General features: G+C 59.3%; 16 protein-coding genes and 1 tRNA gene. 10 read left to right on the top strand and 7 right to left on the bottom strand.

Annotated features, from left to right (window positions below; all coding sequences use genetic code 11):
* Window positions 1-53 precede the first annotated feature (53 nt).
* On the top strand, window positions 54-1,913 hold the full coding sequence (gene recQ, locus JJB09_RS09600) for a DNA helicase RecQ (RefSeq protein ID WP_201656661.1): 1,860 nt from the start codon (window positions 54-56) through the stop codon (window positions 1,911-1,913).
* 396 nt (window positions 1,914-2,309) lie between these two features.
* Window positions 2,310-3,407 (top strand): GSCFA domain-containing protein, encoded by a 1,098-nt coding sequence (locus JJB09_RS09595; RefSeq protein ID WP_201656658.1) that lies wholly within the window; start codon window positions 2,310-2,312, stop codon window positions 3,405-3,407.
* A 226-nt stretch (window positions 3,408-3,633) separates the two neighbouring features.
* Here the strand turns inward: JJB09_RS09595 and JJB09_RS09590 are convergent, their stop codons facing one another.
* Window positions 3,634-5,187, bottom strand: coding sequence for a 4-hydroxyphenylacetate 3-hydroxylase N-terminal domain-containing protein (locus JJB09_RS09590; RefSeq protein ID WP_201656655.1), 1,554 nt, complete (start codon window positions 5,185-5,187; stop codon window positions 3,634-3,636).
* Window positions 5,188-5,517: 330 nt separating this feature from the next.
* Between JJB09_RS09590 and JJB09_RS09585 the strand changes: the two genes are divergently transcribed.
* From JJB09_RS09585 to JJB09_RS09570, 4 genes are all read left to right on the top strand, one after another.
* The gene (locus JJB09_RS09585; protein WP_201656652.1) at window positions 5,518-6,318 is read left to right on the top strand and encodes an IclR family transcriptional regulator; all 801 of its coding nucleotides are present in this window, start codon (window positions 5,518-5,520) and stop codon (window positions 6,316-6,318) included.
* 4 nt (window positions 6,319-6,322) lie between these two features.
* On the top strand, window positions 6,323-6,925 hold the full coding sequence (locus JJB09_RS09580; RefSeq protein ID WP_201656649.1) for an FAD synthetase family protein: 603 nt from the start codon (window positions 6,323-6,325) through the stop codon (window positions 6,923-6,925).
* 27 nt (window positions 6,926-6,952) lie between these two features.
* Window positions 6,953-7,507, top strand: a complete 555-nt coding sequence (locus JJB09_RS09575; RefSeq protein ID WP_246748636.1) for a flavin reductase family protein — start codon at window positions 6,953-6,955, stop codon at window positions 7,505-7,507.
* Between the two features lie 143 nt (window positions 7,508-7,650).
* Window positions 7,651-8,934, top strand: a complete 1,284-nt coding sequence (locus JJB09_RS09570) for an ABC transporter substrate-binding protein (RefSeq protein WP_201656644.1) — start codon at window positions 7,651-7,653, stop codon at window positions 8,932-8,934.
* A 13-nt stretch (window positions 8,935-8,947) separates the two neighbouring features.
* Here JJB09_RS09570 and JJB09_RS09565 read toward each other — a convergent pair whose 3' ends face one another.
* The 5 genes from JJB09_RS09565 to JJB09_RS09545 all read right to left on the bottom strand — a co-directional run bounded on the left by JJB09_RS09565 (window position 8,948) and on the right by JJB09_RS09545 (window position 13,203).
* The gene (locus JJB09_RS09565; RefSeq protein WP_201656642.1) at window positions 8,948-9,856 is read right to left on the bottom strand and encodes a LysR substrate-binding domain-containing protein; all 909 of its coding nucleotides are present in this window, start codon (window positions 9,854-9,856) and stop codon (window positions 8,948-8,950) included.
* On the bottom strand, window positions 9,837-10,712 hold the full coding sequence (locus tag JJB09_RS09560; RefSeq protein WP_201656639.1) for an alpha/beta fold hydrolase: 876 nt from the start codon (window positions 10,710-10,712) through the stop codon (window positions 9,837-9,839). Before JJB09_RS09560 ends, JJB09_RS09565 begins: the two co-directional genes overlap by 20 nt.
* Window positions 10,709-11,101, bottom strand: coding sequence for a hypothetical protein (locus tag JJB09_RS09555; protein WP_201656636.1), 393 nt, complete (start codon window positions 11,099-11,101; stop codon window positions 10,709-10,711). Before JJB09_RS09555 ends, JJB09_RS09560 begins: the two co-directional genes overlap by 4 nt.
* A 3-nt stretch (window positions 11,102-11,104) precedes the next feature.
* Window positions 11,105-12,277, bottom strand: coding sequence for a muconate/chloromuconate family cycloisomerase (locus tag JJB09_RS09550; RefSeq protein WP_201656633.1), 1,173 nt, complete (start codon window positions 12,275-12,277; stop codon window positions 11,105-11,107).
* A 62-nt stretch (window positions 12,278-12,339) separates the two neighbouring features.
* A complete protein-coding gene (locus JJB09_RS09545) occupies window positions 12,340-13,203 on the bottom strand; it encodes an intradiol ring-cleavage dioxygenase (protein ID WP_201656630.1) in 864 nt (287 codons plus the stop codon).
* Between the two features lie 191 nt (window positions 13,204-13,394).
* On the opposite strand from JJB09_RS09545, the gene JJB09_RS09540 reads away from it, so the two are divergent.
* From JJB09_RS09540 to JJB09_RS09525, 4 genes are read left to right on the top strand one after another with little or no spacing between them, the layout of a single operon-like run.
* Window positions 13,395-14,135: an ABC transporter ATP-binding protein gene (locus tag JJB09_RS09540; protein WP_343229004.1), complete on the top strand. Its 741-nt coding sequence runs from the start codon at window positions 13,395-13,397 to the stop codon at window positions 14,133-14,135.
* On the top strand, window positions 14,116-14,832 hold the full coding sequence (locus JJB09_RS09535) for an ABC transporter ATP-binding protein (RefSeq protein ID WP_201656624.1): 717 nt from the start codon (window positions 14,116-14,118) through the stop codon (window positions 14,830-14,832). Before JJB09_RS09540 ends, JJB09_RS09535 begins: the two co-directional genes overlap by 20 nt.
* The gene (locus JJB09_RS09530) at window positions 14,832-15,698 is read left to right on the top strand and encodes a branched-chain amino acid ABC transporter permease (protein WP_201656621.1); all 867 of its coding nucleotides are present in this window, start codon (window positions 14,832-14,834) and stop codon (window positions 15,696-15,698) included. Before JJB09_RS09535 ends, JJB09_RS09530 begins: the two co-directional genes overlap by 1 nt.
* Window positions 15,695-16,720, top strand: a complete 1,026-nt coding sequence (locus tag JJB09_RS09525; protein WP_246748635.1) for a branched-chain amino acid ABC transporter permease — start codon at window positions 15,695-15,697, stop codon at window positions 16,718-16,720. The genes JJB09_RS09530 and JJB09_RS09525 overlap by 4 nt, the downstream gene beginning before the upstream one ends.
* A gap of 295 nt (window positions 16,721-17,015) precedes the next feature.
* On the opposite strand, the gene JJB09_RS09520 is transcribed toward JJB09_RS09525, so the two are convergent.
* A tRNA-Ser gene (locus tag JJB09_RS09520) sits at window positions 17,016-17,105 on the bottom strand.
* Window positions 17,106-17,295 lie beyond the last annotated feature (190 nt).

The following is a 17,295-nucleotide window of genomic DNA, read 5'->3' as shown; positions in this document are numbered from 1 at the left end:
GCGGCCTGCGCTCTACTTGTGCCATAACGGGGTCCTCTTACGAAAGCGACCCCATGACGCAGCTACAAGACCGCATCGATCCCCTGTTTGACGACGAGGGCACCCGAAATCCGCTTGCCATCCTCAAGCGGGTCTACGGCTACTCCTCTTTCCGGGGCAAGCAGGCTGCCGTGGTCAGCCAGGTGGTCTCGGGTGGCGATGCGGTCGTGCTGTTTCCGACCGGTGCAGGCAAATCGCTGTGCTTCCAAATTCCGGCGCTCTGCCGCGATGGTGTCGGCATTGTCGTTTCGCCGTTGATCGCGCTGATGCGCGACCAGGTGGAGGCGCTAAAACAGCTGGGTGTGCGCGCCGCCGCGCTCAATTCCTCCCTGACGCGCGAAGAGTTCGTAGATGTCCGCCGCGCCATTGCCAGCGGCGAGCTTGATCTGCTCTACGTCACGCCCGAGCGCATCGTCACGCCCGCCTTCAAGGAGATGATCGGCGATGCGAGGATTGCGCTGTTTGCCATAGACGAAGCGCATTGCGTTTCCCAATGGGGGCACGATTTCCGGCCGGAATATCGAGAACTCGGCCAACTCGCCGAATCTTATCCCGGCGTGCCGCGCATGGCGTTGACGGCGACGGCCGATCCCCATACCCGCGAAGATATCATCGACAAACTGGCGCTTGGTTCGGCGGAGGTGTTCACGACCTCGTTCGACCGCCCCAACATCGCCTATGAGATCGTCGAGCGCGACCAGCCGCGCCAGCAGCTTTTACGCTTCCTGTCGCGCCACCAAGGGGTAAGCGGCATCGTCTACTGCCTGTCGCGCGCCAAGGTCGAGGACACGGCCGAATGGCTGAACGCCCAAGGGGTGCGCTCGCTCGCCTATCACGCCGGTATGGACCGTAGCGTTCGCGACGCCAATCAGGATGCCTTCCTGAAGGAGGAGGATCTTTGCCTGGTCGCCACCGTTGCTTTCGGCATGGGCATCGACAAGCCGAACGTGCGCTATGTCGCCCATCTCGATCTGCCGGGCTCGGTCGAGGCCTATTATCAGGAAACCGGCCGCGCCGGGCGCGACGGACTGCCGTCGGATGTCTGGATGGCCTATGGCATGGCCGATGTCATCCAGCGCGGACGAATGATCGACGGCGGCACCTCGGGCGACGATATCAAGCGTGTCGAACGCGCCAAGCTCAATGCGCTGCTTGCAATCTGCGAAACTCCCGGCTGCCGCCGGCAGGCAATCCTCGGCCATTTCGGCGAGGCGCATGCGGGTGGATGCGGCAATTGCGACACCTGCCTCAAACCCGTCGAAACCTGGGACGGCACCGACGCTGCCATCAAGGCATTGGCGGCGATCTACCGGACTGGCGAGCGCTTCGGCACCGGCCACCTCATCGACGTGCTGCTGGGCAACGAGAATGAGAAGACCACCCGCTTCGGCCACGCCGATATGCCGGTGTTCGGTGCGGGCAAGGAGATTGCTTCCAAAACCTGGCAGTCGGTCTATCGCCAGCTTCTCGCCGCCGGCTTCATCAGCGTCGATCACGAGGCCTACGGCGCACTCAAGCTGGAGCCCGAGGCCCGTGCCGTCTTCAAACGCGAACGCGAGGTTCGCTTCCGCACGGACCGGCCGACCAAGGGAAAGGCATCGAGATCGGCGTCACCGAGTTCGGCCAATGCCAAAGCTGCGCTGGAAGGGTCCGATATGGAGCTTTTCGAGGCGCTGCGCGCCGCACGCATGGCGATCGCCAAGGAACTCTCGGTCCCACCCTACGTCGTCTTTCCCGACACAACCTTGGTCGCATTCGCGACCGACCGGCCGACGAGCCGCGACGCCCTGCTCGGCATCTCAGGCGTTGGCCAGTCAAAGCTGGAGCGCTATGGCGATGCCTTCCTGAAGGTAATTCGGGCGCACCAGAGATAGGGAGGCGACCCGGGAAAGCCGCAGCATCGGGATGTGCGGAAACTCTGCGGTCATCGCCAGCTTTGAGTAAGCGCACGATATGGACGACCGGCATTGCCAAACCAAGCCGTTGCCGTGGTTTGAGGTCGAGCACGAATTGCGATACCTGCGCACCGGATATGGCTCGATGTTGCAGAAACTGGGGAACGCCTTAAGATGCTGGTCAACATGATGTGAAAATGCTTCTCCACCCAATTCGCAGCACGTTCAAATAGCGATGAAGCTGGAAGCATCAACGCATCGTCGTCCACGCAAAACATCGGATGAAGGACAAAGTCGGCGCGTGGTCGCCCGGGTGGCGACCTTGACGGCAGGTATTTGTCATTCATAGATGCAGCCAAACTTCGAGAGGCATCAATGAGCGATTTCATAAAATACGAACAAGATGGCCAAGTCAAAAAGACCACTTATACGTTCTTCCGTGGCGACACTGCCAATTTCCATCCCACGGATGAAAGCCTCACCAGATCCGGCTTCCTGAGGGATTATGTCGTAAACGGCTTGCTTCCCGACGTACCTCCGATTTCCAAGGAGACGCCGATCGTGCCCTTCGGCTCGTGCTTTGCCTCCAACATCCAGCAATACCTTGTTGATCGCGGTTACAACGTCCTCACCAAGACCGGAAGAAAGAATTACATCAGCTGGATGGGGGATGGAATGGTTAACACCTTCGCCATCCTTCAGCAGTTTGAATGGGCCTGGGAAGGCAAGGTGCCGCAGGTCGACCTGTGGCACGGCTACAAGGCCGAGGTCTTCGGATATGACGAAGCAGTGCGCCAGAGCACCGTGGACATGCTGAATGAGTGTGACGTTTTCATTATTACACTCGGGCTTTCCGAGGTCTGGTTCGATGAGCCGACGCAGTCCGTTTTTTGGCGAGCAGTGCCCAAGGAGAATTTCGACCCGGCGCGGCACAAGTTCAGAGTTAGCAGCGTCGCGGAGAACAGTTCCAATCTTGAACGTATCCGCTTGCTCATTCGGAAGTATCGTCCGGACGCCAGATTGATCTTCACGCTATCTCCGGTGCCGTTGACTGCAACGTTCAGAGACATGAGCTGCATCAGCGCCAATGCAGTATCAAAATCCGTTCTGCGGGCGGCGATTGACGAGTTCATGCAGGGCCCCGCGGGCACCGATACATACACCCACTACTTCCCGTCTTACGAGGTTGTCACGGGTCTGTTCATGAGCCCTTTCATGGAGGATCGGAAGCATCCGCACGCGCATGTGATCGATATCAATATGCGGATCTTCGAGAAGTACTTCTGCAATTCGAGCATCTCGGACGATGATTTGGATGCGAGCTTTGCCCAAGCACAATTGCTTGACTATCAGGTGGCCTGTGACGGTCATTTTGCGGTGCCGCGGACCTTTTCGCCCAGGGGTGGCGGAGCGGTTGCTCGACCGGGTCAGGATGACGATACAAAAAGGACGCACAGATCTTCGAAGAGTTGAAGGCAGTGTTGTTGCATCGATTTGAGTTTCCTACCCCTTTTCTAGTGTTCGATCTTCACGACGTGCCGGCGGAAGGCGTAGCGCGGGCGCGGAGTGTCTTGCGGGCTGCAAGTTGCCGGTAGGGAAAGCCTCCTACTCGGAGACATCGGTAAAATCCCAGTGGGTGCGCCCGACATATCGCTATAGGCGGCGCTCCGGCGGAATTATCCGCCGGAGCGCGCCAAAATTACATTTTGGCGACGGCCTTCAGGACATTGACGTCCCAGGGATTGATCAGGTCCGACTTGGTCCAGCCGCCGAGATCATATTCGCTCATGCATTCTTCGGCGAATTTGTGCATCGCATCGAGTTGGCCAGTCGCCTGGGCCGTGAGAAGGGTCTCGATGCGAATGTTTTCGTAATTGCCGGCATAGTTGGTTTCATAGAGTTCATGGCGACCGCCGAATTCCGAACCCAGCGCATCCCACAGGAGTTTTAGCAGCTTGACGCGGTCGATCGCCGCATAGCCGTTGGAACCGCGCACGAAACGCTCGAGATAGGGGCGCACTGCCTCGCTTTCGAAATCGAGCGACGATCCGGGCAGATAGATTAGCCCGGAGGCAACATGCCGCTCGATCAGTTCCTTGATGCGACCATAGGCCATGGGCGCGAAGACGCGGTAAGATAGTCCGGTGAACACGTTCGGCAGAACATAGCCCTGCGTGCCTTCCCAAGGGATCGGATTGTGCACCATGGCATCGCTGAGGCCCTTGAACAGATTGACCCAAGCCAAGACTTCGCCGACCGCCGTCTGAACGCCGCGGAAATCCTTGGAACCCGTCGCCTCGACTGCTTTCGAAAACAGTCCGGCGATGAATTCGAGCTTCACCGCAAGCCGCGTGCATCCGTGCAGCGTGAAGCGCGGAACAAAGCCGGATGCCGGGAAGAACATGTTCAGCTTCTCGATATCGCCATTGATGAAGACGTTTTCCCAAGGCACGAGAACCTTGTCGAACACCAGGATCGAATCGTTCTCGTCAACACGTGACGACAGCGGATAGTCGAAGGGCGTACCTGCGACTGCTGCATTCAGCTCATAGGACGTCCGCGAAATCAGCTTCACGCCGCTCGAGCCCATCGGAGCGGTGAAAAGCACTGCGAATGACTTGTCCTTGATCGGAATGCCGTAATGGGCGATGAAATTGTAATGCGTCAGAGCGGAGCCGGTCGCCACGACCTTCGCGCCCGAGACCACCAGGCCGGCATCGGTTTCCTTTTCGACATGGATGAATACGTCGCGGACCTCTTCGATCGCCTTGTGGCGATCGATCGGCGGATTGACGATGGCATGGTTCCAATAGTCCAGCCTGTCTTGCGACTTGGAATACCAGTTCTTGGCATTCTGCGCGTACTCGCCGTAAAATCCTGAATTAGCGCCGAGCGTCCCGAGAAACGACGCCTTGTAGTCGGGTGAACGGCCCATCCAGCCATAGGCGACGCGCTGCAGTTCCGCGACCGCATCGCGGCTCTTGACACAGTCCGCGGCGGATTTGTCGCCAATGAAGAACGGGTGGGTCAGGTTGCCCGATCCGTTGTCGGTCATGACGCCGATCTTGTCCTTCGCCTCATGGAACTTGTCATACCAACGCGCCACCATCCTGACGGAGTTCCGGAACCCGGGATGGGTCGTAACATCCTTGACACGTTCGCCGTGAATGTAGATTTCACGAGAATCCTTCAGGCTGTCGATATATTCCGCCCCGGTATAGGCCGCGGTCTTGCTGCCGATATGTACGTCCATGATATCCTCCCTAGCAAAAAATCTGTCGCATTCTTCTCCCGAGATCGGTTGCAGTGGTCTTCCCATGACCGCCGCGAGGAGCAGAACCTGGACGGCATCGATAGCGCAATTCGAAAATTCCAAAAGGTATCGGTCAATACCGTGCCAAGAGGTCCTTTTTTCCGAATAGTGAGTAAGAAGGTGTTCGGCAGGAGTGACATCCAGCGCAGGAAGAATGCTGCCTCCTGCGGGCGGTCCGCCGGCATCGACGGTATTTCCCGAGCGCAGGTTGCCCGCGTTCGCACGCTGTTCACGTTGGACGTTATTGATAAACCTGAGGGGGGTGGTGTTTTGAAGTCCACGGAAAGAACCGCAGAAGTTCTCCGGCTATTCACGCTGACAAGCCCCGAGCTTGGCACGTCCGAAGTCGCTCGGCTTCTTGGCATCGCCACATCGTCAGCGCATGAAGTCCTCAATGGGCTTTCGGATACAGGCCTCTTGCGCAGGAGGGCACCCGGTCGCTTTCGGCTCGGCCCGATGATTGCCGCGCTGAGCCAGATCATGACCAGCACAGACCTGATCATTGGCGCCGCGCAATCGATCGTGTCTGATTTTGCGCGTCGCTACGGCGAGACCTGCCATGTCGTCGAGTTGATGGACCGGCGTCTGCTCTCGCTTATCGCGCAGGAAAGCGACACACCAGTCCGAGTATCCCGAAATATCATTTCGGCCGCAACTCCCGTGCACGCCACAGCGCCGGGACGGGTTCTGCTGGCCGAACTGCCTGCCCCGGCGTTGCAATTGCTTTTGGCGCGAATGGAATTCACGCCGATAACTTCGCGCACAATTACGCAGAAATCGGTGCTGGAAGAAGCGCTCGCCAAAGTTAGCGCGGCTGCCTACGCTGAAGAGGTGGGGGAATACATTCCGGATCTGGCTTCGACCGCGGCGCCCATCCGAAATCATGCGGGCTTCTGCATGGGAGCATTTTGCCTCTTCATTCCCGTTGCACGCTACGAGGCTCAGCCAAGGGCTTATGCGAGCATTACCAGGGAGGCCGCGACCCAGATTTCGGCACGGCTGGGCTGGGATCCGGCCGCGCCCTCCAGCAGCCAGACGACCGGCACTCGGCGACACAGGGAAAAGGAGTAGCGGAATGATCGGCTTCGATTCCGGAGAGGCAGTACAATCGCTTGCGCGCACCGTTGTTCACCGGGAATGTGAACTTTCGCTTTCGGCCTCCATTGTGACGATAGGGGCATTCGATGGTGTTCACCGCGGGCATCAGGCCCTGCTTGCGCGCGTGGTCAGCGAGGCCCGACAGCATGGCGTGCCCTCGGTCGTCTATACTTTCGAAACCCCGCCCAAGGTCGCGCTCGGCCGCGTCATCCAGTTGACGCCCCCGGCCGAGCGCATCCGCAGGCTCAGTCTGTTCGAGGTTGACCATATCATCATGGCGCGTTTTGACCGTGACTATGCATCGCGCCCGGCAGCTTCGTTTATCGAGGAACTCGGGCGGATCAATCCGCGCGGGCTTTGGGTCGGCACCGATTTTCGGTTCGGGAAGGAACGGCTCGGGGACGTGGCCCTGCTGGACCGCTACTTTCCGGTCCGCATCCTGGCGGATGTCGCAGCCTGCGAAGGCGAGCGAATTTCCAGCAGCCGTCTCCGGGCTCTGATCAGCGAAGGCCGGCACGAAGAGGCACGTCTCCTGCACGGATGGCCTGACGCCGGATGCCTGCCTGGAACTGCACTTTGAAATAAAACTTAACATGGAGGACGGATCATGGGAGAGATGGCAGCGGCAGCGAAATCCGAGGGGATTGATCCCATTGCTTTTCGCAACGCCTGTGGCGGGTTTGCGACCGGGGTCACGGTGATCACCACGAAATTGGGCGACACCGAACATGGCATGACGGCGAATGCCTTCATGTCGATTTCGCTCGATCCACCGCTGATCGCGATATCCATCGCCAAAAAGACCAGAATGCTGGATTACATAACGAAATCAGGGCGGTTTGCCGTCTCGATCCTGGCGAGCGGAACGGAGGCTACCGCAATGCATTTTGCAGGCCGGCCCGATGACAACGTCATCGACCCCCTGCGGCAACTCGGCGGCCTGCCCGTGGCACGCGAGGCCTGCTCGGTGTTCACGGCCGAAGTAGAACAGAGGGTCGATGCGGGCGATCATGTAATCTTCGTGGGGCGCGTTCAGCAGATGCAAGCCAATCCGGACATCATTCCTCTGATATTCCATCGTGGCCGGTTCGGAAAGTTGCACGAGGAACACCCAAACCCGATCCTGAATGCCGATTTCCCTTTCGAGGGTGCCCATTGGTAGCGAGTGCAGGCATGCCTGGCTGATTTCTCGGAAATCTGACGCCACTTGTAACTTGCCACCGTATCGCCAGATACCTTCTGGGGCATGTCCCCGGCCGGAGCATCGAACAATACTTCCTCCTGTCATGACAAGAGGAGGAAGCCATGATCATTCACCCCAGAAGAATCTCGCGCCGTGGATTGCTGAAAAGCGCCGGTGCATTTGGCATTGCGACGGCTGCAGGAAGTTTCCCGATGCCGGCGATCTCGGCACCGAAGACCATCAAGATAGGTTTCGTAACACCCGCGACGGGTCCGCTCGCGGTATTCGCCCAACCGGACGCCTATGTGCTTGAACAGTTCCGCAAGGCGACGGCTTCGGGCATCAAGATCAACGGTGCCACGCATCCGGTCGAGTTTGTGGTCCGCGACAGCCAATCCAACTCGAATCGCGCATCCTCCGTCGCCCAGGAACTGATCCTTGGTGAAGAAGTCGACATCATTACCGCCACCTCGACGCCGGACACCACCAATCCGGTCGCCGACCAGGCTGAATTGAATGGTGTTCCCTGCATCACCAACGACACGCCCTGGCAGCCTCACTTCTTCGGCCGTCAGGGGGACCCGTCCAAAGGATTTGAATGGACCTACCATTTCTTCTGGGGTCTCGAGGACGTCATTTCGGTTTTCACTGGACTGTGGTCGAAGACCGACACGTCGAAAGTGGTTGGCGCCCTGTGGCCGAACGATCCGGACGGCAATGCCTGGGGCGACGGCAAGTTGGGCTTCCCACCGATCCTGAAAGAAAAGGGCTTCTCACTGGTCGATACCGGCCGCTTCCAGGGCATGTCAGACGATTTCACCGCCCAGATTTCGGCGTTCAAGGCTGCCGGTGTAGAGATTGTCACCGGCGTGGTCGTTCCGCCGGATTTCACGACCTTCTGGACGCAGGCGGCCCAGCAGGGCTTCAAGCCGAAAGTCGTCACCGTTGCCAAAGCCCTGGAATTTCCACAACCAATCCAGGCGCTTGGCGACCGTGGCAACGGACTTTCCGTCGAAGTCTGGTGGTCCCCGTCGCATCCGTTCTCGTCGGGGTTCACCGGCCAGACATCGGCCGAACTCGCCGCGGATTACGAAAAATCGACCGGCCAACCCTGGACGATGCCGCTCGCCTTCAAGCATTCGCTGTTCGAGGTCGCGCTCGATGCTCTCAAGCGCACCGAGGACCCAACGGATCCGGCCTCGATCCGTGACGCGATCAAGGCGACATCGTATCAGTCGATCGTCGGGCCGGTCGACTTCTCCAAGGGGCCCGTGCCGAACATCGCCAAGACACCGCTCGTCGGCGGACAGTGGAGTATCAAGGATGGCAAGCCGGTTCTTGCCATCGTCGAAAATGGCGATCATCCGGAAATCCCGATCGGCGGCCAGATGGTTGCCATCAGTTGACGGAAAGGAGTGGTCAGGCGCCTTTGCGCTTGACCACGCTCTCGCGCGCATAGCGGCGGGCGATTTCCACAAAGTTACGAAGCTGCGGCGACCGGTTGTCGAGCCGATAATTCACTGACAATGCCGTGCCGGGATTCGGACCGGCATATTTGCGGTAGCTGACGCCGGCGCGTTGGGTTCCGGACACGGATTCCGGCACGATCGATACGCCGACACCGACCGAGACCAGGCTGATAGCCGTCTGGTAATCCATCGCCATCACCTTTTTTATATGGTCGATGCCGGCATCGTTGCAGATGCCGAGCACATAATCGGCAAAGCTCGGCCGGGGACTGCTCGGATAGAGGATGAATGTCTCCTCGCGCAGGTCGGCAAGGTTCGGCAGGACCTGCGAATTGAGCGGCGAATTGTCCGGTAATGCTAGGATCAGCGGTTCGTGATGCAGGAATTCCGACTTGACCTCGTCATCCTCGATCGACGGCCGGGCGATCGCCACATCGATCTCGCGCTGGATCAGCGCCCGCTTGAGCTCCGCATTGTTCATGGCGGTCAGGACGAGATCGACGTCCGCGTAATGGGAACGGTAAGACTTGATCAGGGTCGGCACGGCGCCATGGGTCGAGGAGCCGACAAAGGCTATCCGTAGCCTGCCCTCGCTGCCGCTGCCGATGCGCCGCACCTCGGCAAAAGTGCTGTCGAGGTTGGCAAACAGGTCTCGGGATCGCTGCAGCAATACCTCGCCCGCCTGGGTCAGGCGGATCTGGCTGCGCGAGCGATCGAACAGCAGCGCGCCGATATCCTTTTCCAGCTGGCCGATCTGCCGGCTGAGGGGTGGTTGGGCCATGTCGAGGCGCACGGCCGCCCTGCCGAAGTGGAGTTCCTCGGCCACGGCGATGAAATATTTAAGCCGCTTCAGTTCCAACCGCGGACTTCCCTCCCGTGATGACCGCCAGTGCCCGCGCGAAATACGGCCGGAAACGCACCGGGTTTTCGCTCATCGGAAAATGGCCGAGTTCTGTCATAATCTCAAGAGTGGAACCGGCGATTGCCCTGTGCGTTCGTGTCGCATCCTCCGGCGTGCAGGTGAGGTCGTATTCGCCACAAAGGATGTGCACTGGGCCACGTGTCGTGTCGATCTTGGCGATATTGCCGACGAGGCTGTCGTCCTTCGTGTAGAAACTGAGATCGCCACGAAAGACGCCAGGGCCGGATTGCATAAACACCCAGAGCGTATTCCACCGCTCGGTGTTAGGCGCATGCGGCGCGATGTTGGCGGAAACCAGGGCCGCACCCATTTCGCCGCCATGAGCGTCGGGACGATGAAACCAATCGATATCATACCAGGCGGGCTGGAAATCCGACGCTTCTATGGCGATATAGCCTCCAAAGCGGCCCGGATGAAGGGCTGCGATCTGCAGTGCAATGCGGCCGCCCATCGAACAGCCGGCAAGGATGGGATCTTCGAGCCCTAGGCCATCGGCGACGGCCAGCACTGTTTCGATATAGAGGTCGGTGGTCAGCAGGTATTCTTCCGTCTCGAAGCCCTCCGGCGGCAGCGATTTGCCGTGCCAGGGCATGTCGAAGGCGATAATGCGGTGATTGGCGCTGAATTCGCGGTCGTTGAGAATATGCCGCCATTGGCGGGTATCCGCGCCAGCCGTATGCAGGCAAAGCACCGGTCTCCCCGTGCCGCTTTCCTCGAAAAATATCCGCTGCGACCTGCCTTCGATTTCAACGGTCAGGTAACGGCCGACAATGTCTTCCACCACGCTCTTCATGCTGTTTGTCCATCCCGTGGTATGGCGAGTATCTCCTTGAAGAACCGCAGGTTCTTCACGAGGCTCAGGATATCGCCGTCAATGCTGGCCCTTCCGAGCTTGACGAGTCCGAAAATGTCATGAAATCCCGGCGCTGGCAGTTTCTGCCAGAAGCGCGATAGCGCCTCCGCATCGGTCCGGATCGCGAAGCGCCAGGGCGTCTTGCGGTTCCGACCATGGGCGATCGACTCGATATGCCCCCGATGGAATGTCAGGTAATAACACTCCGCATCGATTTCGATCAGCACGGTTTCGCTGAACAGGCTGCCCATACGCAACAGATGCGGCATGTCGTCGAGGCGGGCGGCGATCATTTCGAGTGTCGACAGGACGTTCGGTGCGCTGCTCATGGTTCAATTTCCCGTCCGGGTCATGTGTTTGATGCGCTCTTCGTCCAGCACGATGCCTAAGCCCGGACCTTGCGCCAGGTGCACTTCGAAGTCGCGGAATGTCGGTCCCTCGAGCACCAGATCGTTGGCGAGGATTTTCGGTCCGAACTGTTCGGTGCCCCATTCGAGCTTGGGCAATGTGGAGAAGACCGCGAGATGGGCGGCGGCGCCGATGCCGCTTTCCAGCAGGCAGCCGCCATAGAGTTCCATGCCGACCGCGCCGGCCACGGCTGCGGCCCGTTTCAACTCCAGCAACCCACCGCTCTTGACCAGCTTCAACGAAATCACGCTGCCTGATCCGGCTTGCCCGGCCCGGATAATTTCGGCAGAGGTGAAGACAGCTTCGTCCACCATGATCGGAATGGAGGTGCGGGCGGCAATGCGGCCGAGTTGCTCGATCTGGGCTGCGGGCAGGGGCTGCTCGATCAGGCTGACGCCGAGATCAGCAAAGGCCGGCATCCAGCGCATCGCCGTCGCCTCGCTCCAGCCCTGGTTGACATCGACGATGATTTCGACGTCGGAGCCAAGCGCCGTGCGGATCTTGCGCAGCCGCTGAATATCGACGCTGGGTTCGGCGAAGCCGATCTTGATCTTGAAGCGCCGATGCTCGCGACGCTCTATCTTGGCCTGCGCCTCCTCGATCTCCTGGCCAGCATCTCCCGACGCCAGGGCCCAGATGATAGAGAAGCTGGAACGGACGGCGCCGCCCAGAAGTGTTGTCACGGGCAGGCCGAGCGATTTGCCGACCGCGTCGAACATCGCCGCCTCGATTGCTGCCTTAGCGGCATTGTTGCGGCTGGCGGCCTTGGAAAGTCGCAGAGCATTTTCCTCGAAGCTGGCGGCGTGACGGCCGATCAGCACGGGTGCGAGATAGACGTCGATCGCCGACTTGATCGATTCCACGCTTTCCTCGGCCCAGCGCGGGCCGCCGAGCGTGGCCGCCTCGCCATAACCTTCCACGCCGTTTTCCAGCATCACCCGCACAAGAACGTAGTTCTGGTTCGAAATCTCGGTGTTGGAAAGCTTGTGCCTGCGCACTGTGGGGGCATCGATGATCGACGAAGCGATGCTGCGGATCGCAAGATCACGCCAAGAGACGCTTTCGTCGAGCAGCGCCATCGGGACTGCAAGGGCCATACTCGTCTTTACTCCAGTATCAAAGGGAAGTTGCGCCCCCGATTGGAGGCGCAACGGGGGTGCTATTCGGCCGCCATCGCCATGGCTTCACGCTTGAGGATGAAGTCGAAATCCATGACATAGTCGGTCTTCGAGCCGGCGGGCGCCTTCTTTAGCTCGCCGATCAGGTCTTCCTTGACGGCAAACACGGAGTCCTTGTCGAGATACTCCGTCTCGGAGTCGAATATCTGCGAGATCAGCGGGCGATAGCCGTCCTTGGTGATCATGAAATGGATATGACCCGGCCGCCACGGATGGTGGCCCATATAATTGAGCAATTCGCCCGCAGCCCCGTCATAGGGGATCGGATAAGGCACTGGCCGGATGCCGACAAAGCTGTAATCGCCACTGGCATCCGAATGGAACCGGCCACGCAGATTGTAATCCGGCTGGTCCGGATCCTGCTGTTCGTAAAGGCCGTTCGGTGCATCTTCCCAGACATCGATCGTGACGCCGGCGAGCGGCTTGCCGTCGGTGCCGAGGATGCGACCCCGCACGAGCACGGTTTCCTGATCCGGAAAATCCTTTTGAATGATGCTGGCGCCATTCGGAAGCACCGGAGGATTTTCGCGATAGAAAGGACCAAGAACCGTCGAACAGCTCTCGCCCTCGGTCACCGGATGATCGATCATGTCGACCAGAACCTCGATGCCGAGAATATCACAGATCAGAATGAACTCATTTCTGTTCTCGTCGGAGATATCGCCTGCGCGGCGCATGAACTCGCAGGCTTCAAGCCATTCGCCGTGGGTGATCTTCACTTCCCGGCAGAAATCGTGTGCATGACGGATGAAACTGGTCAGGATCTCGCGCCGGCGTGGCGTGATATCGTCGGCAAGCGCGTGAATAACAACATCGCTAATATTGTCGATCGTAACGTTTCGCATTTCTTCCTCCCAAAAGTATTCGATATCGCAATGCTGGTCGTCGTTGGATGAAACCTCAATACCTGTATTGATATCCGATCATACCTTAGCACGGCCCCGCCGGGGTATGACATGATGCCTCCCTGCGCATTGCTCCCGAACACATGCTGCTGTGTGCTGAATGCGGTCGCAGCGTTTTGGGAGGAACATGCGTGGGAGAGTTGCTGCAGATTGCCGGCGTCAACAAAAGCTTTGGCGCGGTGAAGGTCGCCGATAACGTCGATCTCGCCGTCGGGCAGACCGACGCCCTGGGCATTATCGGTCCGAACGGCGCTGGCAAGTCGACGCTTTTCGGCCTTGTATCCGGGAGCCTGCGGCCAGATGCTGGAACGATCCTCTATGATGGACAAGACATAACCGGATTGGATGCCGCCGGTCGCTGCCGCCTCGGCATTGCGCGGTCCTTTCAGGTGCCGCACCCGTTCGTCGGCATGAGCGTCTTTGAAAACCTGCTCGTCGGCGCGATCTTCGGCGGCGGGGAAAGCGAGCGCGACGCGATGCGACGCTGTGGCGAGATCCTCGATCGCACCGGGCTCGCCAGTAAAGCCAACCTGCCGGCGGGTAGCCTGCGCCTTCTCGATAGAAAGCGGCTGGAAATGGCGCGGGCGCTGGCCACAAGGCCCAGACTGTTGCTGCTCGACGAAATTGCCGGCGGATTGACCGAGGAGGAGTGTCACCAACTCGTGGCAACCGTCCGCGAGGTACATGCCAGCGGTGTCGCCATCGTCTGGATCGAGCATGTCGTCCATGCCCTGCTGGCTGTCGTCGATCGGCTGGTGGTCCTGAACTACGGTCGCAAGGTGGCCGAAGGCGAGCCGCGTGAAGTCATGGCCAGTGACATGGTTCAGCAAATCTACATGGGAATGGACGATCATGCCGACGCCGCTGCTTGAAACCCGCGCGCTCAGCGCATTTTATAGCGATTTCCAGGCTCTGTTTGGGATCGATTTTGAAATCTCCGAAAGCGAGACCATCGCCATCATTGGATCCAACGGCGCAGGAAAGTCGACATTCCTTAAGGCTCTGGCCGGCCAGGTCTCATCCAAGGGACAGACGCTACGCGTTGGCGGCGTCAACCGTGGCGGCTGGCGGGCGTATGAGGCGGTTCAGGCTGGGGTAGCATTGGTGCCGGAGGGCCGGAGACTGTTTGCCTCGCTCTCGGTCGAGGAAAATCTCAAGGCCGGAGCCTATTGCCGCCGTTCCGGCCATTGGACGCTGGAACGCATTTACGAGCTGTTTCCCGATCTGGTCTCAAAGCGGCACAATCCGGGCACCGCCCTTTCTGGAGGCCAGCAGCAGATGGTTGCGATCGGCCGCGCCCTGATGTCCAACCCCGCCCTCCTGCTCTGTGACGAACTCAGCCTTGGGCTGGCGCCGAAAGTGATCAGGGACATCTATCGTGCCGTGCCGCGCATTCGCGAACACGGCACGGCAGTCGTCGTGGTCGAACAGGATATCAGTCAGGCACTGGCAATATCGGATCGGGTCTACTGTATTCAGGAAGGCCGGGTGTCGCTGACCGGCAGACCGGCCAATCTGTCGCGGAAGCAGATTTCCGAGGCGTATTTCGGCGTGCGGGAGGCGGTGTGATGGTCTGGATCAACGCGATATTGCAGGGTGTTCTTCTCGGTGGGCTCTATGCGCTGTTCGCAGCCGGCCTGTCGCTGATGTTTGGTGTCATGCGCTTTATCAATCTTGCGCATGGCGACTTTATCGTCGTCGCCGCCTATATGGCCCTTTGTACGGTCGATGTCGTCGGGTTCAATCCCTTCGCGGCGGTGCTGCTGATCGTGCCGGCCATGGCGCTGGCTGGTTATCTTTTGCAACGCTTTCTGTTCAACCGTGTCCTCGGCCAGGATATCCTGCCGCCAGTGCTGGTGACATTCGGGCTATCCATCGTCCTTCAGAATGTGTTGCTGGAATATTTCGGCGGCAACAGCCAGCGGCTGTCGGCCGGCGCTTTGGAGACGGCGTCGCTAAGCCTGGGGCCGAATGTTGCAATCGGCGCTCTGCCGATGCTGATGTTTACCGCGGCGGTCCTCGTCATCCTGCTGCTCGGCCTGATTTCCTATCACACGCCGATCGGCCGGATGCTGCGCGCCACCGCCGACGATCCTGAAACTGTGGGGCTGATGGGGGCCAACAACGCGCACACATTCGCGATTGCGACAGCGATCGCCACTGCCGTCGTGGCGATCGCCGGTGGCCTGTTTGCAATGCGGACGAATTTCGATCCCTCGGCCGGACCGATCCGGCTGCTTTTTGCCTTTGAAGTGGTGATCATAGGCGGCCTCGGCAGCCTTTGGGGCACGCTTGCGGGTGGCATTGTGCTCGGCATTGCACAGACCGTGGGCGGCCAGATCGATCCGCGTTTCCAGCTGCTCGCCGGACATCTCATCTTCCTGGCCATCCTTGCCGCAAGACCGCAGGGGCTTCTGTCAAAGGGCACACCATGACCGCGATCAGCGAAACAAGACCGGTCACCGACGGTATGGCCAAACTGACGGCGAGGGCGCGATTGTCGATCGCAATCGCCGCGCTCCTGACCCTGTTGCTGCTCGCCGGGCCATTGTTTCTCGGCCGCGCAGAGCTGAGGTTGATGATGGAAGTGCTCTCCTATCTGGCTTTGGCGCAGATGTGGAACCTGCTGGCCGGCTATGCCGGACTGGTATCGGTTGGACAGCAGGCATTCGTCGGTGTCGGCGGATATCTGTTCTTCGCGCTGACCATGCTGGCGGGCGTGCCGGTACTCCTCGCCTTGCCGGCGGCGGGCCTCGTCGCCATGGTTCTGGCTCTGCCCATAGGCTGGCTGGCCTTGCGGCTGCGCGGAGCCTATTTCGCCATCGGCACATGGGTGATCGCTGAGGTCCTGAGGATTTTGGCCGGACAGGTTCCCGGCCTCGGCGGCGGCTCCGGGATCTCGATCCCGACCGACATCGTCAAGTCGGTTGCCACCGACCGCGATGTGCGTGAAATGATCTTCTACTGGATCGCGCTGGGACTTGCCGTGGCTTCAATTCTCGTGGTCTGGCGACTTCTTCGCTCGCGCTGGGGCCTGGCACTAACCGCGGTCCGCGACTCCGAAATCGCCAGCGAATCTCTGGGCGTGAAGATATGGCAGACCCGGTTCATCGTTTTCGTCCTGGTCGCGGGCTTCACGGCCGTCGTTGGCGCATTCATCTTCCTGCAAAAGCTGCGAATCTCGCCGGATGCCGCCTTCAGCATCAACGACTGGACAGCCTTCGTAATATTCATTGTCGTGATTGGTGGCGTCGGCACGATCGAAGGTCCGATCATTGGCGTCATCGCGTTTTTCGTCCTGCGTGAGTTGCTCGCTGACTTGGGTACCTGGAACTTCATAATCATGGGCCTGGTGGCCATAGCCGTCATGCTGATCGACAAACGAGGCATATGGGGAGCGCTGGCTGCCCGTGGTGTCCCCCCGCTGTTTCGGACAAAGCGAACGTTTATCGGATAGATCAGCTGGGGCGAAACGTTTTGACCATGGCGTTGTCTTAAAGGTCCCCTTTGCCTTGCCGGATAGCCGTTGTTGCGTGACGATACTTCCGTTTTCTCGTCCCGCTGAATCAATGTGATTGGCCTGCCAATGAGCCGTAAATCGCAGTGCAATCAAGCCGAAGAGACGCATTCACAAAACGAAAGATCTGGCTGAAGTCAGCATAGGCAAAAACATAGAAGGTGGGGAAGAAGTGAGGATGTCAAATTAGTGCGTTGGAAACACGCAGCCACTGCAATTGGTTGGCGTTTGAATATGGCGGAGAGGGTGGGATTTGAACCCACGGTACCCTTGCAGGTACGCCGCATTTCGAGTGCGGTACATTCAACCACTCTGCCACCTCTCCGCAGATACTGCGCTGACTGACGGGTGTGGTGCCCTTGCCTAGCGAAGCATGGCCGCGATATAGCGACGAAAAATCGGGAGCGCAAGCCAAAAAAACGGCGGAAACGACTTTCTTCGCAGACGCTTGTCTTGACAGACTCCTGCCCCTCACGTACACGCGTATCCATGAAGCTGCGGATAACCATATCCAC

Source organism: Phytoamicus setariae (assembly GCF_016722925.1).
GTDB lineage: Bacteria > Pseudomonadota > Alphaproteobacteria > Rhizobiales > Rhizobiaceae > Rhizobium_E > Rhizobium_E setariae.
Note: the sequence above shows the minus strand (reverse complement) of the source record. Positions and strands in the feature narration are given on the sequence as shown.